20 protein-coding genes and 2 tRNA genes are annotated in these 22,194 nt (G+C 70.8%); 6 read left to right on the forward strand and 16 right to left on the reverse strand.

The window, feature by feature from the left end:
* The first annotated feature begins 540 nt into the window (after positions 1 to 540).
* Positions 541 to 765: a hypothetical protein gene (locus AB0B14_RS35765; RefSeq protein WP_357080727.1), complete on the forward strand. Its 225-nt coding sequence runs from the start codon at positions 541 to 543 to the stop codon at positions 763 to 765.
* A gap of 3 nt (positions 766 to 768) precedes the next feature.
* On the opposite strand, the gene AB0B14_RS35770 is transcribed toward AB0B14_RS35765, so the two are convergent.
* On the reverse strand, positions 769 to 1,566 hold the full coding sequence (locus AB0B14_RS35770; RefSeq protein WP_357526520.1) for a carbon-nitrogen hydrolase family protein: 798 nt from the start codon (positions 1,564 to 1,566) through the stop codon (positions 769 to 771).
* 38 nt (positions 1,567 to 1,604) lie between these two features.
* The gene (locus AB0B14_RS35775; protein WP_357526521.1) at positions 1,605 to 2,438 is read right to left on the reverse strand and encodes a DMT family transporter; all 834 of its coding nucleotides are present in this window, start codon (positions 2,436 to 2,438) and stop codon (positions 1,605 to 1,607) included.
* Positions 2,439 to 2,479: 41 nt separating this feature from the next.
* On the opposite strand from AB0B14_RS35775, the gene AB0B14_RS35780 reads away from it, so the two are divergent.
* The gene (locus AB0B14_RS35780) at positions 2,480 to 3,106 is read left to right on the forward strand and encodes a cupin domain-containing protein (protein WP_357526523.1); all 627 of its coding nucleotides are present in this window, start codon (positions 2,480 to 2,482) and stop codon (positions 3,104 to 3,106) included.
* A 75-nt stretch (positions 3,107 to 3,181) separates the two neighbouring features.
* Here the strand turns inward: AB0B14_RS35780 and clpX are convergent, their stop codons facing one another.
* The 5 genes from clpX to AB0B14_RS35805 form a co-directional block, all read right to left on the reverse strand.
* Positions 3,182 to 4,477: an ATP-dependent Clp protease ATP-binding subunit ClpX gene (gene clpX, locus AB0B14_RS35785; protein ID WP_145779357.1), complete on the reverse strand. Its 1,296-nt coding sequence runs from the start codon at positions 4,475 to 4,477 to the stop codon at positions 3,182 to 3,184.
* A gap of 211 nt (positions 4,478 to 4,688) precedes the next feature.
* Positions 4,689 to 5,351 (reverse strand): ATP-dependent Clp protease proteolytic subunit, encoded by a 663-nt coding sequence (locus AB0B14_RS35790; protein WP_088988028.1) that lies wholly within the window; start codon positions 5,349 to 5,351, stop codon positions 4,689 to 4,691.
* Positions 5,352 to 5,361: 10 nt separating this feature from the next.
* Positions 5,362 to 6,003: an ATP-dependent Clp protease proteolytic subunit gene (locus AB0B14_RS35795; protein ID WP_007464111.1), complete on the reverse strand. Its 642-nt coding sequence runs from the start codon at positions 6,001 to 6,003 to the stop codon at positions 5,362 to 5,364.
* A 273-nt stretch (positions 6,004 to 6,276) separates the two neighbouring features.
* On the reverse strand, positions 6,277 to 7,623 hold the full coding sequence (gene tig / locus AB0B14_RS35800) for a trigger factor (protein WP_357526525.1): 1,347 nt from the start codon (positions 7,621 to 7,623) through the stop codon (positions 6,277 to 6,279).
* 138 nt (positions 7,624 to 7,761) lie between these two features.
* A tRNA-Pro gene (locus AB0B14_RS35805) sits at positions 7,762 to 7,835 on the reverse strand.
* 338 nt (positions 7,836 to 8,173) lie between these two features.
* Between AB0B14_RS35805 and AB0B14_RS35810 the strand changes: the two genes are divergently transcribed.
* Positions 8,174 to 8,247: transfer RNA gene (locus AB0B14_RS35810), tRNA-Gly, on the forward strand.
* 96 nt (positions 8,248 to 8,343) lie between these two features.
* On the opposite strand, the gene AB0B14_RS35815 is transcribed toward AB0B14_RS35810, so the two are convergent.
* Complete coding sequence (locus tag AB0B14_RS35815) at positions 8,344 to 8,841, reverse strand: GNAT family N-acetyltransferase (RefSeq protein WP_357526527.1); 498 nt, start codon at positions 8,839 to 8,841, stop codon at positions 8,344 to 8,346.
* Positions 8,842 to 9,092: 251 nt separating this feature from the next.
* Here AB0B14_RS35815 and AB0B14_RS35820 point away from each other — a divergent pair, with 251 nt between their 5' ends.
* Entirely contained in the window at positions 9,093 to 10,478 is a 1,386-nt protein-coding gene (locus AB0B14_RS35820; RefSeq protein WP_357526529.1) for a hypothetical protein, read from the forward strand.
* Here AB0B14_RS35820 and AB0B14_RS35825 read toward each other — a convergent pair.
* Genes AB0B14_RS35825 through AB0B14_RS35850 form a run of 6 tightly spaced genes read right to left on the reverse strand, consistent with a single transcriptional unit; the run spans position 10,455 to position 18,026 of the window.
* Complete coding sequence (locus tag AB0B14_RS35825) at positions 10,455 to 11,795, reverse strand: O-antigen ligase family protein (protein ID WP_357526531.1); 1,341 nt, start codon at positions 11,793 to 11,795, stop codon at positions 10,455 to 10,457. The genes AB0B14_RS35820 and AB0B14_RS35825 overlap by 24 nt on opposite strands.
* The gene (locus AB0B14_RS35830; protein ID WP_357526533.1) at positions 11,792 to 13,213 is read right to left on the reverse strand and encodes an oligosaccharide flippase family protein; all 1,422 of its coding nucleotides are present in this window, start codon (positions 13,211 to 13,213) and stop codon (positions 11,792 to 11,794) included. The genes AB0B14_RS35825 and AB0B14_RS35830 overlap by 4 nt, the downstream gene beginning before the upstream one ends.
* Positions 13,213 to 14,418 (reverse strand): glycosyltransferase, encoded by a 1,206-nt coding sequence (locus AB0B14_RS35835; protein ID WP_357526535.1) that lies wholly within the window; start codon positions 14,416 to 14,418, stop codon positions 13,213 to 13,215. Before AB0B14_RS35835 ends, AB0B14_RS35830 begins: the two co-directional genes overlap by 1 nt.
* The gene (locus tag AB0B14_RS35840; RefSeq protein WP_357526537.1) at positions 14,415 to 15,644 is read right to left on the reverse strand and encodes a glycosyltransferase family 4 protein; all 1,230 of its coding nucleotides are present in this window, start codon (positions 15,642 to 15,644) and stop codon (positions 14,415 to 14,417) included. The genes AB0B14_RS35835 and AB0B14_RS35840 overlap by 4 nt, the downstream gene beginning before the upstream one ends.
* The gene (locus AB0B14_RS35845; protein WP_357526539.1) at positions 15,641 to 16,813 is read right to left on the reverse strand and encodes a glycosyltransferase family 4 protein; all 1,173 of its coding nucleotides are present in this window, start codon (positions 16,811 to 16,813) and stop codon (positions 15,641 to 15,643) included. Before AB0B14_RS35845 ends, AB0B14_RS35840 begins: the two co-directional genes overlap by 4 nt.
* Complete coding sequence (locus AB0B14_RS35850) at positions 16,800 to 18,026, reverse strand: glycosyltransferase (protein WP_357526541.1); 1,227 nt, start codon at positions 18,024 to 18,026, stop codon at positions 16,800 to 16,802. Before AB0B14_RS35850 ends, AB0B14_RS35845 begins: the two co-directional genes overlap by 14 nt.
* Positions 18,027 to 18,293: 267 nt before the next feature.
* On the opposite strand from AB0B14_RS35850, the gene AB0B14_RS35855 reads away from it, so the two are divergent.
* Positions 18,294 to 19,562 carry a DUF1800 family protein gene (locus AB0B14_RS35855; protein WP_357526543.1) on the forward strand — a complete coding sequence of 423 codons (1,269 nt, stop codon included), beginning with the start codon at positions 18,294 to 18,296 and terminating at the stop codon, positions 19,560 to 19,562.
* A gap of 1 nt (position 19,563) precedes the next feature.
* Positions 19,564 to 20,817 (forward strand): DUF1501 domain-containing protein, encoded by a 1,254-nt coding sequence (locus AB0B14_RS35860; protein WP_357526545.1) that lies wholly within the window; start codon positions 19,564 to 19,566, stop codon positions 20,815 to 20,817.
* Positions 20,818 to 20,941: 124 nt separating this feature from the next.
* Here the strand turns inward: AB0B14_RS35860 and AB0B14_RS35865 are convergent, their stop codons facing one another.
* Together AB0B14_RS35865 and AB0B14_RS35870 are read right to left on the reverse strand one after the other, a co-directional pair.
* Complete coding sequence (locus AB0B14_RS35865) at positions 20,942 to 21,406, reverse strand: hypothetical protein (protein ID WP_357526547.1); 465 nt, start codon at positions 21,404 to 21,406, stop codon at positions 20,942 to 20,944.
* Between the two features lie 96 nt (positions 21,407 to 21,502).
* On the reverse strand, positions 21,503 to 22,180 hold the full coding sequence (locus AB0B14_RS35870) for a hypothetical protein (protein ID WP_357526549.1): 678 nt from the start codon (positions 22,178 to 22,180) through the stop codon (positions 21,503 to 21,505).
* Positions 22,181 to 22,194 lie beyond the last annotated feature (14 nt).

Below are 22,194 nucleotides of genomic sequence, written 5' to 3' on the forward strand. Positions count from 1 at the left end.
AATTGGCACTGGCTTTACAAGCACCCTGTTGAGTTCTCAAAGAACAACCACACACCGACCAGAAGCCCCACCTCAGTGGAACCCCGTTTCGGGGCAACCGCTCAAACCTACTTGGTCGAACTTTCATTGTCAACCTCATGTTCGAGGTGATCAATCTGGTTCGTCCGGACCCACGATGACGCACGCCGTGTCCGGCGGTCGTTACTGTCGTGGGAAGCCGCAGACCGGCCGATCGCCGCTTCGCGGCTCTCCGCCCGGCTCCTGCCGGCTTCAGAACTCTACCCGGTCGGCTTCGCGTTCGCAACCCCGTATCCGGAGTGTTCCGCACCGCCCGATCCTCAGTCTCGCTCGGCGTTTCCGCCACGAGCCTGGCGCCCGTTCTCGGCCGGTTTGTCCGGCCTCCCCCGTGCAGAGAGAAAGTTACGCGGACGGCCCGGAGAAGGCAAATCAGCGTTCATCACTGGTTCGGATCTGCCGGATCGCGGCGGTGCCCGGCGCACCCGGCGACGCGGGTCGTCTCGACGTGCCAGAGTGTCAGACATGGATGAGTCCGGGCTCGGCACCAGGGTGCTCGCCGAGGAGTCGCTACTCGGCGTTCTTCTGCCGTTCTGGCAGGTGGTGATCGGTGCGGTCGTGCTGGTCGTGCTGGTGCTCTCGGTGGGACGACTGGCCCGACGGGGCAAATCCCGGATGACCACCGCGCTGCTGGTGACCGCCGCGGCCATCGCCGGGTTCGCGGTGATCGGCGTCCTCCTGGAGGGCTGAGGCTCAGAGCCGCCGGTTGGCCAGGCTGGGCAGCTCGGCCCGGATCGCGGCGAGTCGGTCGAGGTCCAGGTCGACGACGGACACCCCGGGGCCGTCCGGCACCTGGGTGAGGGCCGTCCCCCAGGGGTCGACCACCATGCTGCGCCCGAAGCAGGTGCGGCCCGGGTCGTGATCGCCGGTCTGGCCGGCCGCCGCCACGAAGCACTGGTTCTCGATGGCCCGGGCTCGCAACAGAACCTCCCAGTGGTCCCGGCCGGTGTGCATCATGAATGCCGCGGGGACCACCAGCAGCTGTGCGCCACCGTCGGTGGCGAGCAGCCGGTAAAGCTCCGGGAAGCGCAGGTCGTAGCAGATCGACAGGCCGACTCGCACGCCCTCGATGTCCACCACCACCGGTTGGGTCCCCGGCGCGACACTCGCCGACTCACGGTAGGAGACCCGCCCGGGGATCTCCACGTCGTACAGATGGATCTTGCGATAGCTCGCGGCAAGGTGGCCTGCGCGGTCGAAGACCAGCGACGTGTTCCAGGTGTGCTCCGGGTCTGGGCCGGCCTCGTGGAAGGAGCCCGCCACCACCCAGATCCCGAGCCGCCGGGCGATCTCGGCGAAGAACGTGCCCACCTCACCGTCCACCGGCTCCGGCTCGGGCATCCCGGTGGCCGGGCCGAGATAGTCGACGTACTCCGGTAGGACGGCGAGGTCCGCGCCGCCGGCGGCCGCGCGGTCCAGCAGGACCTCCGCGGCGGCCAGATTGGCCTTGCGGTCGTCCCGGGCGTTCAGCTGGCAGACGGCGACGCGCATGAGCACAGAGTACGGCGGGAAGGGCCGCTCGGACAGCGTCAGAGGCTGGCCAGCACCAGCGCACCGGCGGCGAAGCCGAGCCCGGCGATCTGGATCGCGCGCAGCCGCTCCCGGTCGACGGCCAGGGCCAGCAACACGGTGCTCGCCGGGTAGAGGGCCGCGACCGCCGCGACGATGCTCAGGTGGCCACGGGCGGCGGCGGCCAGGAAGAGCGCGTTGGCGCCACTGTCGAGCAGGCCGGCGACCGCGGCCCAGCCCAACACCCGTCGTCCGAGCCGCAGCCGCACCCCGGTGCCGACGGCCAGGGCGAGGCCGAACGCGATGGAGCTTGCCCGCACCGCGGCCACCGGCCACATGCCGGCGCTCTCGTCGGCCTGGCCGAGGAGGGTGTAGAAGATGCCGAACAGCGCCCCGGCGGCGAGGGCGAGCCCGACCAGCCGTGCCGGGACGGCTCGTCCGCCGCCGCTGTCCCCCAGGCTGACCAGGGCGATCGCCAGCACCGCGAGGCCCGCGCCGGTGAGCGCCAGGGCGCCCGGGAAGGACGCGGTGAAGAGGCCGGCGATGATCGGCACCACCGCGGCGGTGATCGCGGTGACCGGCGCCACCACGACCATCATCCCGCTGGAGAGAGCCCGATAGAGCAGCACGACACCGCCGGCACCGGCGAGCCCGGCGAGAAGCCCCCAGCCGATGTCGCCGACGTGCGGGGTGCCAGGCACGACAAGCACCAGCACGGCGAGCAGCGGGACGCTCAGCAGCTGGGAGATCACGGTGACGGCAATCGGGTCGGCGTGCCGGGACGCCTTACCGCCAGAGAAGTCGGCCGTGCCGAACGCGACGGCGGACAGTGCGGCCAGGACAATGGGTAGCATGCATCTGTCGTACCATAATAGTGACCGCGAAGGATAGTTTAATGACCGAGTCTGGACCGGATCGGGTGGGCGCGGTGACCGCCGCGATGGCCCGACGGGTACGCGAGCTGCGGGCCGGCCGAGGCTGGTCCTTCGACGAGTTGGCCGGCCGGTCCGGGGTGAGCAAGGGGATGCTCGTGCAGATCGAGGGCGCGCGCACCAACCCGAGCGTCGGCACGCTGTGCCGGGTCGCCGACGCGTTCGGCGTCAACATCGCCCAACTCCTCGAACCGGCCGAGGAACGGGCCGTGAAGATCACCTCAGCGGACGAGGCGCCCGTGCTGTGGCAGGGCGAGCACGGCGGCGCGGCCCGCCTGTTGAGTGGGTTGGGCGAGCCGGACCTCGTCGAGCTGTGGGACTGGCGACTCCTACCCGGGGAGGCACACCGGTCCCTCGACCACCCGCGCGGCACCCGCGAGGTGCTGCACATCCTGGACGGCACGGTGATTGTCCGGGTCGACGGTCAGGACCATCCCGTCCGCGCCGGCGAGACCATCGAGATCCACGCCGACCGAGAGCACGGCTACCGCAACGACAGCGACGAGCCGGCCCGACTGATGATGGTGGTCGTCACCCCGTCGGGCGAGTGGGACCGCCGGACGCGATCACGCCGACCGCGTCAGGAGTAGGGCCGGTGTCAGAGTCCCCGGTCGAGCCGGGGGCTTTGACACGGGCCCTGAGCGGCCGGCGTGACATCGGGAGGATCAGGCCGACTTCTCCTCGCGGTCCCGCCGGGCACGACGCCCGGTGAACTCACGCGGAACGATCGTCGGGTTGACGTTTTCCAGGACCACCTCACGGGTGATCAACACCCGGGCGGCGTCGGGGTTGCTCGGCACCTCGTACATCGCGGAGAGCAGCACCTCCTCGATGATGGCCCGCAGACCACGGGCACCGGTGCCCCGCAGCATCGCCTGGTCGGCGATCGCCTCGAGCGCCGGCTCGTCGAACTCGAGCTCGACCCCGTCCAACTCGAACAGGCGCTGGTATTGCCGGACCAGGGCGTTGCGCGGCTCGGTGAGGATCCGCACCAGGGCGCTGCGGTCCAGACTGCGCACGTTGGTGATCACCGGAAGCCGGCCCACGAACTCGGGGATCAACCCGAACTTGAGCATGTCTTCCGGCATGACCTGGCTGAAGATGTCGTCGGTCGACCGCTCCGACACCGACCGGAGCCGGGCGCCGAAGCCGGTGCCGCCCTGCCCCGTGCGGGACTCGATGATCTGGTCGAGACCGGCGAAGGCGCCACCGCAGATGAACAGCACGTTTGTGGTGTCGATCTGGATGAACTCCTGGTGCGGGTGCTTACGGCCGCCCTGCGGCGGCACGTTGGCGACAGTGCCCTCCAGCATCTTGAGCAGGGCCTGCTGGACCCCCTCGCCGGAGACGTCCCGCGTGATCGACGGATTCTCCGACTTACGGGCGATCTTGTCGACCTCGTCGATGTAGATGATGCCGGTCTCGGCGCGCTTGATGTCGTAGTCCGCGGCCTGGATCAGCTTGAGGAGGATGTTTTCCACGTCCTCGCCGACGTAGCCCGCCTCGGTCAGTGCCGTGGCGTCGGCGATGGCGAACGGCACGTTCAACATCCGGGCGAGGGTCTGCGCGAGGTGGGTCTTGCCGCAACCCGTCGGGCCGAGCAGCAGGATGTTGGACTTGGCCAGCTCGACGGCGTCACTGCCGGAGCCGGGCGCGTTGGCCGCCTCTGCCTGGATCCGCTTGTAGTGGTTGTAGACCGCGACCGCGAGCGCCTTCTTGGCCTGATCCTGCCCCACGACGTAGTTGTCGAGGAACTGGCAGATCTCCATCGGCTTGGGAAGCTCTTCCCACTTCACCTCGCCGGACTCGGCCAGCTCCTCTTCGATGATCTCGTTGCAGAGATCGATGCACTCGTCGCAGATGTAGACCCCTGGGCCCGCGATGAGTTTCTTGACCTGCTTCTGCGACTTGCCGCAGAAGGAGCATTTCAGTAGGTCGCCGCCGTCACCGATCCGTGCCACCTACGTTCTCCCTGCACTCATCGGCCGGAGACCCGGCCCTGACCTGCGGACGCTGCGCGCCGCCCGGCTTAGTTCACCCCACCGGCCGAACCGGCGAAGCGGTACGGACCCGACGTTACCCGCTGGCGGGGCATTCTCCGACCCCCAAAACGGGTGTGTCAGAGGTCGGCCGGGAACTCCACGCCCCGGCCAACCTCTGACCCGGTACTGCTCAGCTGGCGGCCTGGGCGGCCAGCAGACCCTTCTTGCGGCTGGTCAGAATCGTGTCGACCAGCCCGTACTCCTTGGACTCCTCGGCCGTCATGATCTTGTCACGGTCGATGTCCTTGCGAACCTGCTCGATCGGGCGGTTGCAGTGGCGGGACAGCATGTCCTCCAACTGCGTCCGCATCCGCAGGATCTCCCGGGCCTGGATCTCGATGTCCGAGCCCTGCCCGTAGCCGCCTTCGGTGGCCGGCTGGTGGATGATGATCCGCGAGTTCGGAAGAGCCATCCGCTTACCCGGGGTGCCCGCGGACAGCAACACCGCCGCCGCGCTGGCGGCCTGCCCGAGGCAGACCGTCTGGATGTCCGGACGGACGTACTGCATGGTGTCGTAGATCGCCGTCATGGCGGTGAACGAACCACCCGGCGAGTTGATGTACATGATGATGTCGCGGTCCGGGTCGGTGCCCTCCAGCGTCAGCAGCTGGGCCATCACGTCGTTGGCCGACGCGTCGTCCACCTGGACGCCGAGGAAGATGATCCGGTCCTCGAAGAGCTTGTTGTACGGGTTCGACTCCTTGACCCCGTACGACGTGCGCTCGACGAACGACGGCAGCACGTAACGGTTGTGCACGGCCGCGAACTGGGGCGGCAGGCTCAGATCGGTCATCGTCAGCTCCTCAGCTCAGGGTCCCGGCGCCATCCGGAACCTGAGCGGCCCCGATGATCACCTTGTCGATGAAGCCGTAGTCCATGGCCTCCTGGGCGGTGAACCAACGGTCGCGGTCCGAGTCGGCCTCGATCTGCGACTGGCTCTGGCCGGTGTGGTGCGCGACCCGCTCCTGGAACATCCGCTTCGTGTAGAGCATCTGCTCCGCCTGGATGGCGATGTCGGACGCCGTGCCGCCCAGACCACCGGACGGCTGGTGCATCATGATCCGTGCGTGGGGCAGGGCGTACCGCTTGCCCTTGGTGCCCGCGCAGAGCAGCAGCTGGCCCATCGAGGCAGCCATGCCCATCGCCACGGTCGACACGTCGTTGTCGATGAACTGCATGGTGTCGTAGATCGCCATGCCGGAGTAGACCGAGCCACCCGGCGAGTTGATCCACAGGTTGATGTCGCGGTCCGGGTCCTCCGCGGCGAGCAGCAGCAGCTGCGCGCAGATGCGGTTGGCGACCTGGTCGGTCACCTCACTGCCCAGGAAGATGATGCGTTCCTTGAGCAACCGGTTGTAGACCGAGTCGTCGAGGTTGCCAATGGAGTCGCCACCGCGCGCGTCAATCGCCCGGAGCGACTTCTTGGGGATGTGCATGTCGGTCATGGCAGCCCTTCGCTCTCCGTACCGTCTTTCCCGACACTAACCGCTGTGCGGGGCGGCAGAGTCCCGGTCGGGGCACTGTTCGCTCTCAGCGCAGCTGTGTCGGGCACCCGCGGCGCGGGCTTCGGGCGTACCCCGGCAGTGCTTGCTGCCCGGGCTTTCCCGGCAGTGCTCGCTGCCCGGGCGTACCCGGCAGTGCTAGCTGCCCGGGCGTACCCGGAATGGGAAACGGCCGCCATCCACCGCACAGCGGCGGACGGCGGCCGCACCCGACGATCAGTGGTCGTGGTTGTGCTCCGCCTCGTTGGCGGCACGCAGCGCGTCGAGGGTGACCTCGTTGCCGGCCGAGTCCTTGATCGTGATCCGCTCCATGACGGCGGCGAGCGCCTTGCCCCGCCGCACGTCGCCGAAGACGGCGGCGGCCGCGCCGGAGCGCACCAGCTGGTCGTAGTACTGCTGGGGAGCCATCCCGGCGCGCTGCGCCCGGTGCACGATCTCGTGCCCGAACTCGTCGTCGGAAACCTGCACGTCCTCCGCGTCGGCAAGCGTGTCCAGCAGGAGCTGGACCTTGACGCCCTCGGTCGCCGCCTCGGTCAGCTCGGCGTCGATCTGCTCCTCGGTCTTGTCCTCGGCGGCGAGGTATTCCTCCATGGAGGCGCCGATCCGCTCCAGCTGGTCGACCATCGCCTGCTTGCGGCTCTCGACCTCCTCGCGGACGACACCCTCCGGCGCCGGGATGTCGGCGGCCTCGACCAGCTGGGCCAACGCCTTGTCCCGAGCGGCGTAGATCTGCTCGACCTGCTTGCCCTGGGTGACCCGGGAACGCAGGTCGCCGCGCAGCTCCTCGATGGTGTCGAACTCGCTCGCCATCTGGGCGAACTCGTCGTTCAGCTCGGGCAGCTCCTTCTCCTTGACCGTGCGCACGGTCACCGCCACCTCGGCGTCCCGACCGGCGAAGTCGCCGCCGACAAGCTGGGTGGTGAAGGTGGTGTCCTCGCCGGCGGCGAGGCCGACGACGGCCTCGTCGAGACCGGGCAGGAGCTGCTTGCTGCCCACCTCGTGGGAGATGTTGCTCGCCTGGCCGCCCGGCACGTCCTCGCCGTCGACGGTGGCGTTCAGGTCGATCTGGACGTAGTCACCCTCGGCGGCGGCCCGCTCGACCGTCTTGAGGGTGGCGAATCGCTCCCGCAGGTTCTTGACCTGCTCGTCGATCTCGCTCTCGTCGATCTGCAGCTCGTCGACGGTCACCTCGATGGAGGACGCGTCCGGGATGGTGATCTCCGGACGGACGTCGACCTCGGCGGTGAAGTTGAGCGAGTCACCGTCGTTGAACTCGGTGATCTCGACCTCGGGACGCCCGAGCGTCTTGAGGTCGTGCTCGCGCACGGCGGCGAGGATGTTCTCCGGGATGGCCTCCTGCACCGCCTCGTTGAGGACGGTGCCCCGGCCCACCCGCTGGTCGATGACCGCGGTCGGCACCTTGCCCCGGCGGAAGCCCGGGACCTGGACCTGCGAACCGATCTCCCGGTACGCCTTCTTGAGGCTCGGCTCGAGCTCGACGAACGGCACCTCGATGGCGAGCCGCACGCGCGTCGGGCTCAGAGTCTCGACGGTGCTCTTCACAGGCGTACTCCTTGACGGATCTCAGTTGAGTCTGGGCGTGATTCAGCCCATCGAGTGTAGGCGAGCCGGCCTGACGCTCCGGCAGCGCCCGGGAACCGCGGTGTGCGGCACCCGGGGCGGCCCGGCCGCGGACGACAGTCGGGGTGGCGGGATTTGAACCCACGGCCCCTCGCTCCCAAAGCGAGTGCGCTACCAAGCTGCGCCACACCCCGTGGCGACGTGCAGTCTATGCCGTCGGCGCGACTCAGGCGGTGCCGGGGCACCCGCCACCCGGACACTTCCCCCGAAATACCCCAAACGTCCGCCGGCCTGCCTGCCCCGACCGCCTCCCGGGCCTCCCGGGCCTCCCGGGCCGAGATCCACTCGGCTTTCAGGAAGTCGCGGCATCCCGGGCGCGCGGAGACCGCGACATCCTGCAAAGTCGAGTGGATCTTCGAGGTGTGGCGACGCGCCGCGCGGACCACGCGGTGCCGCCGGGCGGTGGCGTGGCTGCGCGGTCGGCAACGGCATTGGGTACGCTGTCCGCGCGCCCCGTTTCGGCGGGGTGCACGCGGGCGTAGCTCAATGGTAGAGCTTCAGTCTTCCAAACTGACTACGCGGGTTCGATTCCCGTCGCCCGCTCCACGGACGAAGGCCCAGGTGGACCGCATGATCGCGACCCCGGGTCGAGCCCTCCCACCCTCGACGCAGGTCGCGCCCCGAGGAACCACCCCGGACGTGTCACGAGGGGCGCGGCAGCGCGAGCCACTCCGGCCAGGTGATGTCGCGGCCCAGAAAGCGGGGCTGCTGGAAGGGCCAGTCGGCGGCGATCCACCGGGGCACCAGCGCGTCGAGCGCGCGCTCCGCCTCGCCACCGACGAGGTCGTCCACCACCCACCAGGAGATCTCGGCGTCCGCGCCGACGCGCTCGGGCGGGTCGACGTAGACACAACCGAGCAGCGCCGTCTCCTCCTCGTCCAACAGCGCGTAGTTGAACGACTGGTGGGCGGCGATCTCCTGCTCGTGCCGCAGCAGGTCGGCACGATCCTCTTCGTAGGTCATCGTCGCCGGGGGCCACGCCCAGGCCGGCCCGAAGATCTCCCACAGGCGCTCCCGGGAGCCCATCACGGCCGGGTAGTCGATCGGGGTGTCCGCCTCCCGGATCGGCCGCAGGTGCAGCGCGGTGGTGGGCACGGGGACATGGACGGGGTGCACGAAGTCGTCGGGTAGCCAGCTCACCGGCCGAGGCTACCGCCGGTGCGGGATGCCCAGGGTGGTCGTCGCGGCGGCGACCGTAGGCGGCCTGCTCGCCGGCTGTCGTCATCCAGGCAAGACATCCTCGGCTTCGGGGCTATGCCGGGCCGAACCGGATGGGTCGGGGTGGATATCATCACGTGGGCAAGCGGAAGAGGTCGCACATGCAGCCAATTGGTCCGTACCAACGGATCCGGAGACTGGGCGTCTGCCAGATTGGCAGCATCTGGTCCGCCGTGGACGGTGGACAGCAATCTCTCGTGGTGGTGGTGCTCGACGTCGGCATCGCCGGCGAGTCTCGGTGGCGGGACGCCTTCGCGGCCACCACCCACGCGATCGCTCACTCGGAGGCGGGCAGTCCGCTGTGGGTCGGCGCGGACTTCTCCGCCGCCACCCCCTGGGTCGCGTACCCGAAAGACCTTCTTCCGACTGCCGAACGCACGTTCGCCGCCCTCGGGATGACCTACCAGCCGGCCCCGGCCGAGCCGGACGATCCACCCGCCGCACCGGAGCGCACGCCGCCAACACCGGTGCCGCCGCGCCAGACCCCGCGGGCCGAGCACACCCCACCGGCCGAGACCGTGCCCACCCCACGGACCGAGGCCAAGCAGACGGTGCCGGCCGACCGGCGGCCCCCGGCCGAGCAGACGCCGGCTCCGCGCGCCCAGCAGACGACGTCGACGGACGACCAACCGACGCCGACCGTCGAGCCGACGACGCCAACACCGACACCGACACCGACACCGACGCCGCCGACGCCGCCAACACCGCCACCGACGCCACCGACGCCGACGCCGACGCCGACGGAGCAAGCTCCGATGCCGGTGTGGGCAGTCCCGTCGCGACCGCAGGACACCCGGCCTCGCCCGACTCCCACCACCCCGGAACCAGAGCCGGAGCCAGCGCCGAAGCCGGCGACGACGACCTCGGCACCGAAGCAGTCCCGTGCGGGCCGGTGGGCGCTGCCGGTCATCGGCCTGGTGCTCGGCCTCGTCGCCGGCAGTGGTCTGGTCCTGCTGCTCGACCCGGGCACGGATCCGCCAAAACCGCAGCCCACGGCGGGCCCGTCGGGCCTGCCCGCGCCGGCCCCCGCCTCCGCACCGCTGAGCCCCGGGCTCGAGCCGCCAGCTCAGGGCGAGTGGCCTGCCCTGTGGGTGCGGTTCGCCGCCACCGACCGGATTCTCACCCTCAACGAGTTGGACGGTCTGCCGTTTCCGATCAAGGTGCCGCCGAGCTGGCAGTGCACGTCCGTCGAGCGGGCCGAGGGGCTCAGCAAATATCAGTGCGGCGCACCGGCGGGTAGCGAAGCCGAACTCGGCGGTGAGTTGGTCGTGCGCGACTGCCCGGCGCCCTGCGACGGGCCACGCCAGACCGCGATGCGTACCGGTGAGGAGGCCTGGGGGTTGCAGTGGGTGCGCAGTGGCCCCTCCTCCGCGTACGCCGAGACCAGCAGCCTCACCGTCGACGGTGCGCAGCGGTACGGCCTGGTGGTGGTCGCCTACTGGCGCAGTGACAGCGGCGACATCGACAAGCAGTTGGTGTTGCGGATGACCGCACCGGTCGGTGGCGCCAACCAGCTTCGCCGGGTCGCCAACTACCTACGGGACGTCCTGATCTTCTGACCCGATCGTCTGGTCGGGTGCGGGGCTGGGCAGCCCGGCTCGCGCGATCAGGGCGAGCGGCAGCCAGGTCAGATACCCGGCGAGGGTGACCGACAGGTGCGACGCTTCCAGCCAGGAGACCCAGAGCAGCGCGATCAGGAACAGTGCCGGGCCCGGACTGCCGGCCCCGGCCAGGAGCATCGACCGCCGCCAGACCTGGCACAGCAGCACCGCGAACAGCACGACGGCGAGCAGGCCGCCGACGGTCAGCAGGTGTACGAGCACGTTGTGCCCGTGGGTGTAGCGGCCGCCGAGTGCCGCGGCCAGGTCCGGCTGCCGCTCGAAGTATTCCGGACCGTGGCCGGTCAGTGGCCGCTCCGCCCATCGGCTCAGCAGGGCCCGCCACGTCCGGCCCCGGTTGGTGAAGCCGGCCGGATCGGTCGTGAGCAGTGGGCTGAAGATGGTCAGACCAAGCGCGACGACAAGCGGAGTGCCGATCAGCAGTGACAGCTGCCGGCCGCGGCCCCGGTCGGGCCGGTCGGCCTGCCCACCGGTACGCCAGCGGAGCAGCCCCCAGGTCAGCAGGACGATGATGGCCGCGAGTTGGCTGGTCCGGGAGCCGGTCCAGAGCAACGCGACGAGGATCAGTGTCAGCGTGACCCGACGCGACGCCGTGTGCCGGATGCCGAACGCGAACGGCAGGCTGAGGGTGAGGATGATCCCGAGTACGTTCGAGTGTGCGTACGGGCCGGCGAGCAACCCGCCGATCGCCCAGTCCTTGTTTCCGGCGTCGGCTCCGGTGAGCAGCCCCAGGTCGGGCCACCCGGCCGCCAGCAGCATCGCGACGACAGCGGTGGCCGCCCCGAGCACACCGATGGTGGCCAGTGCCTGCGCCCCGGGTCGGAGCACCCAGATGGCGACGACGGCGATCGGCAGCGCCAGGGACACCGGGCCGGGGGGTTGCCCGTTCAGCAGTCCGGCGAGGTGGATGGCTGCCAGCGGGGCGAGGACCACGAGGAGCGCCCACAGGCGATCCGGGCGGCGGTGCCGCAGCCCGTACGCGGTGAGGAGGAGGGCCAGGCCGAGGAAGGCCGCGGTGGTGACGTCACCCAGGATGCGACCGGCCAGCGGCATCGACTCCACGGCGGAGTTGAAGGTCGGTCGCCCGTTCTGCAGGATCTGGACGGTCGGCGGGATGGTCACCCTCATCCAGGCGAGGACCAGCAGGACGACGACGCCCGCGGTGCCGACCCACTCGGCGCTGCCTGGGTCGGGGCGGATCAGTTTGCTGGCCCGAAGGAGGGCGCCCTTCGTCTGGCCGCTGGACAACGCACTCATCGAACTCCCCCGCCTGTGCCTGCTGACTGTGCTTGGGCAGCATCCCCTGCCTCGGGAGGACCGGCCCGGCGGGCCCGCCACCACCGCCTGAGCCAGGCGTGCAGGTGACGAAGATCCGCGGCGTACGGCACGGTCACCGCTCGTAGCGACGGCACCGCCGGCAGCCTGCGCACCGATCGGGCGGCGATGCCGGCCGCGACGGCGTACCCGATCAGGCTCGCGAGGGCCGCGCCGACCGCGCCCTGCGGGGCCAGCACGACGAGCAGCAGTACGCCGGTGAGTGAGCCGACGACGAGGGCAACCGAGGATCGGGCCGCCTTGTCGTTGACGAGCAGCAGGGCGCTGAAGATCTGCACGCAGGTGAACACGACAGTGGCCGCGCAGAGGATGACCGTGGGCAGCGTGGCGGGGGCGAACGCGGCGCCGAAGAACCGGGGCACCAGCAGACCCGCACTCGCGGCGAGGACCGCGCACCCGAGCGCCGCCACCGGCACGGCCACCCGGGCCACCCGCAGCACCGATTCGTTGTCGTCGCCGCCCGCCCCGCCCATCAGGACGGTCCGGGCCGCGGTCGCGATGACGGTTGGCAGTTCCGCCACGCTGACCGCCACCGCGTAGAAGCCGAGTTCGCGTGCGCCGAGCAGCGGCAGGCCGATGACCTGGTCGAGCCGGGCGCTGGAGGTCGCGGCGAGCACCCCCGGCAGGCAGGTGAGCGAGTACCGGATCAGCGAACGGACCGGGATCGGCTCAGCCCGGTCGGTTGGCTCAGCCCGGTCGGTTGGTCCGCTGCGATCGGCTGACTCGGCCGGCTCGGTTGGGCCGGTGCGACTCGGTGGCTTTGCGCGGCGGCGCAGCCGGGGCAGCCCGACGAGCACTCCGCTGGCCGTCGCGGTCAGGAAGAGCGCGGCGGCCCAGAAGGCGCTCAGGTCGACTGTCACGCAGGCGATGACCAGCAGGATCGTCCGCAGCCCCGCCGGCACGACCTTCATCAGGTTGACGCCGCCGATGTCCGAGTCGCCGGTGAGGGCGCCGATCGCCAGGTTCGCCATGATGTGCAGTGGCGCCAGCAGGGCGAGCACCAGGAACTGCTGCCGGTCGACCTCCGCCCGGTCGAAGACGAGGAAGCCCAACACGCCGAGCAGCAGCACGGCGACCAGACCGAGTGGCAGTGCTGCCACCAGGCTGACCCGGGCCGCGTCCCGACGGGACAGCCGGCGCTGGCGGAGGTGGAAGGTCAGCGCGTCCTGGAGACCGAAGGTGCCCAGCCAACCGCAGATCACGATCGGCAGGGTGAGCGCGGCGTAGAGGCCTCGCCCCTCGGGCCCGAGTTCACGGGAGAGGAAGGGGCTGACGAGCAGCCCGCTGACCGGGATCAGCAGGTTGGCCGCGGTGGAGGTGACCAGCCGGTGGACGGCCATCACCGTGCGGGTTCGGCGCCGGCGGCGCCGCGATCGGCGAGGTAGCCATCGTTGCGCAGCGCGGTGCGGAGCCGCTCGGCGAACCGGTCCTCGGAGAACTCCTGCTCCACCAGACGCGTCGCCGCGGCGGCCATGGCATCGAGGGCAGCCGAGGTGGTCGCGAGGAGCTCCGCGGCCATCGCCGGTGGGTCCGCGGCGATGCGGACGGCGGGGCTCGCCGGCACACCCTCGGCACCGACCGCCGTGGTGAAGACCGGAACCGCGTGGGCCAGCAGGGTGAGGGTCTTCAGCTTGACGCCGGCCCCGCTCCACACCGGGACCACACCGGCGCGAGCGGTGGCGAGTGCGGCGCGCAGGTCCTCGACGTAGCCATGCACCCGCACCGAGGGGTGCCGGTCCAGTTCGGCGTGCACCGGCGCGGTCAGGCCCGAGCCGATGAGGGTGAGGGTGTAACCGGACCGAGCCAGCGCCGGCCAGCCTTCGGCCAGGAACCGCCGCAGGCCGGTCAGGTTCGGCTCGTACGCGAAGCTGCTGAGCCAGACCAGCTCCCGCTCCCGCGGCCGGGGCAGCTGACCGGATGGGAGCGGGACGCTGCTGGGCAGCACGAACGTGGCTGCCCGGCCGTGGTGTCGCCGCAGCCGCTCCGCCTCGTCGTCGCTTGTCACCGACACCGTCGCGCAGGCGGCCAGCGCCCGCCGCTCGAAGCGGGTGGAGACGGCGGTCAGGTAACGGGCGCGCATTCGGTACGCGAGGTCGCCGGCCGCCTCGATCTCCTGCGGGATGCTGGCGGCGAGCACGTTGGCCTTATCCCAGTGCCAGCGCAGCCCGGTCCCGTGGACGTACGCTCCGGCCGCCTCACCGAGGGCTATCGCCGCACCGTCGCGTCGCCGAAGCTCGTCGTGCAGTTCGGTGCTGTAGCGGCTGCGGATCCAGGGCGGCAGACCGTACGCGAGGGCCTGCGAGTATCGGCCCGCCGGGCCCAGGCGGTCGTAGCGGAATGGTGTGGCCTCGAAGGTGCGCACGCGCATCGGGTGCAGCATCTGGCGCAACTGCTCCACGTGCTCCGCTGTGGTGTCGGGGCGGCGGACCACCAGCAGGGTGCAGTCCGGCACCTGGGCCAGCGCCCGCAGCGTCATCGCCACCCGGACGGGATCGCCCCGGTCGAGCGGGATCGGCAGGTACGACGAGACGACGCTGAGGGTCACCGGTGCCCACCTCCGGACGGCGCGGCCGGTCGGGTCGGAGTCGACCCGGCCAGCTCCCGCCAGACCGACAGCAGCCGGTCGGCCTGCACCGCCGGGGCGAACTCCGACCGGAGCCGGAGCAGCAGCGCCTGGGCACGCCGCTGGGCCGTGACCGGCTCGGCGACCACCGTGCGGATCGCGGCGGCGAGGGCGGCCGGGTCGTTCGGGGGGACGAGCCAGCCGCTGTCCGGGCCGACGAGTTCGGGGATGCCCGAGACGGCGGTGGTGACCACGGGGACGCCCCGACTGGCGGCCTCCATCAGGAACACCGGGATGCCGTCCAGGTCGCCGTTCGGGGCGGGCCGGCAGGGCAGCGCGGCGACCTGCGCGCCGGCGAGTGCGGCGGTGGCCACCGAGTGTGGCACCGCGCCGTGCAGCACCACGGCGTCGGCCAGGCCCGCCGAGTCGACCTGCCGGCGCAGGTGGTCCGACAGTGGACCGTCGCCGTAGATGTCGTACCGGATGGCATGTCCGGCGTGGACGAGCTGGGCCACCGCGTCGATGGCGGTGTCGATCCCCTTCTTCGGGATCAGCCGGGCGACGGTGACGATCCTCGTCGGCGTGCCCGGCGCGGGGGCGGGCACCGTCGGTGGCGCGGCCAGGAGCCGGGCGTCGACGCCGGCCCGGACGACCCGGTGGGGAATCGTCGCGATCGGCACTCCCCGGTCCGCGAGTTGACCGGCGGTCGCCGCGGAGACGACGAAGAGGTGCCGCAGTCGGGCCAGTCGCCGGCACAGGGCGGCCGGGTCCGGGTCGAGCAGGAAGTCGGCGGCGTGCGCGGTCGCCGTCACCGGCCGACCGAGGCGACGTCCGATCAGCAGGGCGACCGAGGTGGGCACGTTGACGAAGTGGGCGTGCACGACGTCCGGGTCGAAACGCGCGACCCGGTCCGCGAGGGCGCTGGCGGCGGTGCTGGCCAGCAGGCCCCGTGCCAAGCCTCGTCCCCCGGCGGCCCGCGACGGCAGCCCGAGCAGGCGCAGGTCGGCCGGGAGCCCGGTGGGACGGCGGAGCAGCTGGACGGCAGCCCGGCGCGGCTCGGCCCGACGGTCGCCGTCCGGGTTGGCCACGAACACCTCGACCCTCGCCCCGGCCGCCCGCACCGCCTCGATCTCGGCGGGGATGAAGGTCTCGGTGAGCCCGGGTGGGCGGACCTGGACGTACGCGATCCGTAGTGCCCTTCCGCTCACGCGGCGTCCCGCGCGTGGGCCGGCCGGTGGGCGCGGCGGACGGACTCGAAGAACTCGGCGTGCCGATCGACGCAGTCCGCGTCGGACAGCAGGCCCGGGGTGCGGGCGGCGCCGGTCGCCAGCTCCTGCCGCAGCCGCTGCGAGGCCACCAGGGAACGCAGCACCGAGGCGAGCGCGTCCGGCTCGCCGGGCGGGACCAGCATGCCGTTGACTCCGGAGCGGATCCACTCCCCCGGCCCACCGCCCTCGGTGGCCACCACCGGCAGCGCCCGCGCCAACCCCTGCAACACGGTCTGGCCCAGTGGCTCGGGCCCCAGCGACGAGTGCACCAGGACGTCGATCGAGTCGAGGAAGCCGTTGATGTCGTCGACGTGCCCGAGAAACGTGACCTGCTCGCTGATGCCCAGCGTGGCGGCGAGTTCCCGCAGCTGCGTCTCGTAGGCCTCCTCGCCGAAGAGCGGGGCACCACAGAGGTACGCGCGCACCTCGGTGCCGCGCAGGCTGGCGGCGAACGCGCGGAGGAAGATGTGCTGGCCCTTCCAGTGCTGGAGCCGGCCGACCATCCCGATGGCCCTGACCTGCGGCCCGACCTCGGGCTGCGGCAGCCGCTCGGCGATCCCGCTGGGGCTCTGGATCACCGTCCGCTGGGCCGGGCCCGGCGGGACGCTGGCGAGGGTGAACCCGGAGTTGGCGATGAGCCCGTCGGCGCGCCGCATGGCCAACCCGCGGAACGCGGGCAGACCGATCGGGCCGAGGCTCTCCACGGTCAACGGGCCGCGTAGGTGCACCACGAGGGGCCGGCTCCCGGCCCGGTCGGCGAGAGCGCACATGATCGCCGCGGGCGCGGTGTTGGCGTGCACCAGGTCGGCCCGCTGGAACAGCGGGCTGCGCCGCAGCACCCGGGCGCCGTCGCGCAGTGCCGTCAGGTAGCGGGCCGCCAGCAGTGGCGCGCGACTTCGGGTGCCGCCGGTGGGCAGTGTCGGCAGATCCCGGGCCTGCGCCACCTCCTCGGCGGGGAGCTGGTCGAAGGCGGCGCCGGTGGGCGGGGCGTACAGGGACGCCTGCCAGGGGTGTCGCTGACCGAGCAGGCGGGCCAGGGCCAGCTCGGCCCCGCCGGGTTGCGCGGTGTGGGTGACGTGCAGCACCCGCATCTGGTCAGTCACACTCATGCTCGACCCACTCGGTCACTCGGCGGGCGAAGGTCTGCGTCGAGAACCGCCCCGCCTGGACGGGGATCCGCGCCGGGTCCAGCTCGTCGAGCCGGCGGATCGCCGCGGCGTGGTCACGGGGGTCGAGCGAGTCGACCAGGACGCCGGTCTCCCCGTCGACGACGGTCTCCAGCAGCCCACCACGGCGCAGCCCGACGACCGGGGTGCGACAGGCCTGCGCCTCGACCGGAACGATGCCGAAGTCCTCGTGGACCGGGAAGAGCAGGGCGCGGGCCCCCCAGTAGAGCTGCCGCAACCGGAAGCGGTCCGGGTGGACCTCGATGGTGACCGGCACAGTGGCGTCGTGCGCCAGGCGCCGCAGTCGGGCCTCCTCGGGCCCGGAGCCGGCGATGACCAGGGGCAGGCCGGCCTCCTCGGCGATCGCGATGATCAGGTCGAAGTTCTTGTAGCGCACCCAACGCCCGACGCCCAGCAGGTAGTCGCGGGGTTGTTCCCGGTCGGCGGCCGGAGCGGCGGAGAAGAAGTCCACATCGACCGGCGGGTTGATCACCCAGGCGTCGCGCCCCCAGTGACGCTGGATCCGGTCGCGCACCTCGACGGAGTTGGCCGCGTAGCTGTGCACGTGGTGGCTGAGCCCGACGTCGAGTGCCCGCATCAGTCGTCGGGGTACGGCCAGCATCGGGCCGGACGCCCGGTCGTCGACGCCCGGGTTCCACAGGTAGCGGGCGGGCGCGTGGACGTAGCTGAGGTGCCGGGTGCGGTCGGGGTTGCCGAGCCGGACCGTGTGCGCGAAGGCGTGACTCGAGGAGATCACCACGTCGAAGTGGTCTCGGGTGAGGGTCCGCCAGACCAGCGGCATGAACGGCAGGGCGGCCGCCTTGTTGCCGCGCAGCGGCGTCCGGGCCAGCCACGACACCCGCAGCGGTGGCGGGTCGGCGTCGTCGTCACTCCACAGGGCGAACCGCTCGGCGGTCGGGAAGACCTCGGTGAGCTGCCGAAAGACCTGTTCCGCGCCGCCGGTCGCGGTGAACCACTCGTGCACCAGCGCGACCGACCGGCTGGTCTGGGCGGGCGGGGCCGGGTGGGGTGCGCCGGGCTGCCCCGGCTGGCGCGGGACGCCCGGCCAGGTGCCGGCGTCCGCCTCGGCACCCGCGAGCGCGACGGGCGACTGCCCGGACGCATGGTGCAGTTCGGGTGGAACAGGCTGATCCATCACCTCGTACCCCCGTAAGAGTGTGGACGGTCGGCGCCGCAGCCGCCGACGATAGCGAACATATAGAGCGAAATACATACCAAAGCCGACACACGTCAGTAATCGGACATCCGATCGGCGCCGTCATTACTGATCGTCCACACTCTATGCTGTACGTCCATCGAGGACGTATCGTCGGGGCGCGGCTCGACCCGTCGCCGACGGGCGGAAATTCCGGATGATGGTGAAACGTCGCTTCCCTGTTGAGGGTCCCACCATGGTGTCGCTATGACCGACGACGTGGCTCTGCTGCTACGCCGAACGGGGTTCGGACCGACCGCCAACGAGCTGGAGGCAGCGAGGCGGGCCGGCTTCACCGCCACCCTGACCGCACTGACCACCCCGACGGGGCCCGACATCGGCGCCACCCGGGCGCCCATCCCCCCGCTCGGCCCCGACCCGTACGCCGGCACGCCCGAGCTCACCGCGGCGCAGCGGGTCGAAGCCGACGGGCTACGTCGAGCGCAGGCGACCACCCTCACCCAGTGGTGGCTGGACCGGATGACCGTCGCCGACCACCAGGCCGTGGAGAAACTGCTCTTCTTCTGGCACGGCCACTGGGCCACCTCGATCGTCAAGGTCAAGAGCCCGCAGCTGATGTTGGCCCAACACCTCGCCTTACGGGAATCTCGCGACTTTCGCGACATGGCGCACCGGATGGTCGTCGACCCGGCGCTCATCTACTGGCTGGACGGCCAACTGAACAGCCGGGAAGCACCAAACGAAAATCTCGCCCGGGAGCTTCTCGAGTTGTTCACCCTCGGCCTCGGGCGCTACACCGAGTCCGACGTACAACACGCCGGCCTGGCGCTGACCGGTTGGCGGATCGACCTCGCCGGCCAGCGATCGGTCTTCGACCCTCGGCGCCACCACGACGGCGCGTCGAGCATCCTCGGCGTCACCAGACACTTCACCGTCGGCAGCCTTGTCGACCTGGTGCTGGCACAGGATGCCTGCCCCCGGTTCGTGGCCGCCCGACTCTGGCACCGGTACGCGTCCAGCACCCAACCGATCCCGGCACACACGAGCGACGAGATGGTCGCCGCCTTCCCCGAGCCGCTGCCGATGCTGCGGACGCTGCTGGCCGACGAGACCTTCCCGACCACCCGAGCCACCATGGTCAAACAACCGGTCGAGTGGCTGGTCGGTGCACTGCGACAACTCGGGTTGCGACCGGCCACCCTCCCGGCGGAGACGGTCATCGGGCTGCTCGACGGGCTCGGTGGCCTCGGGCAACGCCCGTTCGCCCCGCCCAGCGTGGGCGGCTGGCCCGCCGGGGTGGCCTGGCTGACCTCGGCCGCCGCCCGGCTGAAGCTGTCCCTGGCCGGCAAACTCGCCAGCCAGCTCAGCCCGGAGCGGCTCACCCCGGAGGAGGTGGCCCACCTGCTCTGCGTGGACACCTGGACCGACCGCACGTACGAGGTGCTGCGCGGCACCACCAACTCCCGCCTGATGCTCACCCTCGGGCTGGTCAGCCCGGAATACCAGGTGACCTGAGATGGACCGACTCACCCGACGACGGTTCCTGCTCGCCTCCGGCGTGGTCGGCGGCGGCGCCCTCGCCGCCGGCGCCGGCGCGGTCACCCTGTCCCGGCTGCTCGACACCGCCGACCCCGAGCGGCCCGTCGTCCGGCGTCCGGTGGACACCGTCGTCCTGGTCACCCTCTACGGCGGCAACGACGGGCTGAACACCGTCATCCCGTACGCCGATCCGGCCTACCGGGCCTCCCGGCCCGAGCTGGCGTACCCCGAGGAGCAGGTGCTGCGGTTGGACGGCGACCACGGTCTGCACCCGGCAATGCGCGGCCTACAGGGGCTCTGGTCGACCGGCCGGCTCGCCATCGTGCACGGGGTCGGCTACCCGAAGCCGGACCGCAGCCACTTCCGGTCCATGGACATCTGGCAGACCGCGGCACCGAACGGCCCGGCCGACACCGGCTGGGTCGGACGCTGGCTGGACGAGACGCAGGGCCCGGTCGAGGCCGCGGTCAGCTTCGAACCGGTGCTGCCGCCACTGCTGGTCGGACGTCGACGGGTTGGCGCCTGCGTCAGCTACCAGGGGTTGGAGCTGCCGGACTGGGTGGCCCCCGCGATGGTGGCGTCGCTCGGCCGGGTGCAGGCCGGTGAGTCGGCGATGCAGGCGCGGGCCGCCTCCGCGTACGCCGACCTGGTCGACATGGGCCGGTTGGTCCGGGAGGCGGTGGCCCCGGCCGCCAGCCCCACCGACGCGACCCCGGTCGCCACCGCCACCGGCACCGGCGGCGGTGGCGCGCTCGGCGCGCAGCTCGCGCTTGTCGCCCGCTGCGTCGAGGCGGGAGTACCCACCCGTGTGTACTCGGTGAGCCTCGGCGGCTTCGACACCCACGCCGGAGAACGCACCGCGCAGGACGCCCTACTCGCCCAACTCGACGCGGCCGTGACCGGTTTCGTGGACCGCATGGCCGGCACCGACGCCGGCCGCCGCGTCGCCGTTGTCGTCTACAGCGAATTCGGCAGACGAGTACGTGCCAACGCCTCCGACGGCACCGACCACGGCACCGCCGGACCAGTGCTCGTGGCCGGAGCGCGAGTAGCCGGCGGCTTCCACGGCCAACCACCCAGCCTCACCGACCTCGACCAGGGCGACCTGAAAGCCACGACCGACTTCCGCGACGTGTTCGGAGCCGTCCTCGGCACCGTGCTCGAAGCGGACCCGCAGCAGTACCTGCTCGGCTACGGGGGCGAGCCGCTGCCGCTGTTCCGCGCCGGCTGACCGGGTTTGCTTCCGTCAGGAAGCCGGGCACGGCGTCGGAGCCAATGCCGACGCCCAGCAGGCCGATCGAAACGACCATCGCCGGCGCCGACAGAACGAGGCCAGCGGCTAACGCTCGATCGAGCTACGCAGCATCGAGGTGCTCGACGACGGAGGGGAGAGAGCGCTGACCGCATACCGAGCAATTCCGTCGGAACTCATGTCGGGCGATTCGGGGAGCCAGGTCACCACCCAATACGGAAACACCCGTTTCCGCCACGGCCACCCGAAGAATCGCACCGCACTTACGGCAGGTGACAGAACGCACCTCCGCCACCAAGGCACCTTGGAAATCTTTGGCATCAACTGTCCCAGCGATCACCCGTCTATCGACGTAATGGAGATCCGTGCCAGCACTCCAGTGCAGCACGTAGGGCAGCGCCGGCATCGAGGGATAGCTGCGCAGCAGGATCCGACGAAGTCGTGGATGATAGATGAGTGAAAGGTCCTCAAGCTGGTCGCTGTTGACCACTTCGCCGGACGTGACCAAGGGCTCGCCCGCCGGGAAGAAGACGAATGGGGTGCCCCCCAGGTCAAGGATCACGGCCATGGCAGCACATCGATCACATTACGCACCAAAAACTCAGACTCGGCTCCGGGCAGGGATTAAAAAGGGCCGGCGGCTTCCACGGCCAACCACCCAGCCTCACCGACCTGGCTCATGGTCGGGTCGGCTCACGACGAGGCTGGATTCTACCTGTAACGCCAGGGCTCTCAGCCTCGCCCTCCTTGCCTCACTCATGTTCGAGTCAGGACGCACGGCCGGCGCCAGATGCGCGATCCGCCAAGAACGGACTGTATTTGCCAGCGCCGGACCAGCGTCCACGGCGATGATCTCGGCGGCAATGCCCATCGATTCGGCGACGAGCGATGCGGCCGACCGAACCTCAGGCCCGCGAACGAGCGCCGCACCAACCAACCCTTGCAGCAGATTCACCAACTGCAGATCGGTGCCGGCGTCGATGACCCGCCGTACGGTATCGGCGTCAGCGAAGTCGAGTGGGTATTCCGCGACGAACCCGGAGTACATCAGGAGGCTGGCACCGAGCTGATCCGGCACGAAGTCGGGATCGTCGTCGGACCAGCCACCCTGCTTCTCGAAGATGGCCATCGTGTCGTCGGAAAGGTCTGCGACTGCCTGGATTCCTGTCAACAGTCTGGCCAGGCTGTCCCGTCGGGCCGTGACAAATTCGAGGAAGAGCGGGCGGAACGCGGAAGCACCGTCCCACTCTCGCACCGCGCCTAATTGCAACAGTCCCCACAGGGGCGCGAAGATGTCGTAGGCCAGCGACACCTCGGACGGCTCGACCGTCTTGCGATCCACATCGACTCCTTGGC

Source organism: Micromonospora sp. NPDC049171 (genome assembly GCF_040648275.1).
GTDB lineage: Bacteria > Actinomycetota > Actinomycetes > Mycobacteriales > Micromonosporaceae > Micromonospora.

Coding starts and splice junctions, on each gene's coding strand:
- AB0B14_RS35865 (WP_357526547.1), bottom strand. CDS start 21,406: ATGGCCGTGATCCTTGACCTGGGGGGCACCCCATTCGTCTTCTTCCCG.
- AB0B14_RS35780 (WP_357526523.1), top strand. CDS start 2,480: ATGACCGAGTCTGGACCGGATCGGGTGGGCGCGGTGACCGCCGCGATG.
- AB0B14_RS35855 (WP_357526543.1), top strand. CDS start 18,294: ATGACCGACGACGTGGCTCTGCTGCTACGCCGAACGGGGTTCGGACCG.
- AB0B14_RS35795 (WP_007464111.1), bottom strand. CDS start 6,003: ATGACCGACATGCACATCCCCAAGAAGTCGCTCCGGGCGATTGACGCG.
- AB0B14_RS35825 (WP_357526531.1), bottom strand. CDS start 11,795: ATGAGTGCGTTGTCCAGCGGCCAGACGAAGGGCGCCCTCCTTCGGGCC.
- AB0B14_RS35850 (WP_357526541.1), bottom strand. CDS start 18,026: ATGGATCAGCCTGTTCCACCCGAACTGCACCATGCGTCCGGGCAGTCG.
- AB0B14_RS35765 (WP_357080727.1), top strand. CDS start 541: ATGGATGAGTCCGGGCTCGGCACCAGGGTGCTCGCCGAGGAGTCGCTA.
- AB0B14_RS35770 (WP_357526520.1), bottom strand. CDS start 1,566: ATGCGCGTCGCCGTCTGCCAGCTGAACGCCCGGGACGACCGCAAGGCC.
- AB0B14_RS35790 (WP_088988028.1), bottom strand. CDS start 5,351: ATGACCGATCTGAGCCTGCCGCCCCAGTTCGCGGCCGTGCACAACCGT.
- AB0B14_RS35845 (WP_357526539.1), bottom strand. CDS start 16,813: ATGAGTGTGACTGACCAGATGCGGGTGCTGCACGTCACCCACACCGCG.
- AB0B14_RS35775 (WP_357526521.1), bottom strand. CDS start 2,438: ATGCTACCCATTGTCCTGGCCGCACTGTCCGCCGTCGCGTTCGGCACG.
- AB0B14_RS35860 (WP_357526545.1), top strand. CDS start 19,564: ATGGACCGACTCACCCGACGACGGTTCCTGCTCGCCTCCGGCGTGGTC.
- AB0B14_RS35830 (WP_357526533.1), bottom strand. CDS start 13,213: ATGGCCGTCCACCGGCTGGTCACCTCCACCGCGGCCAACCTGCTGATC.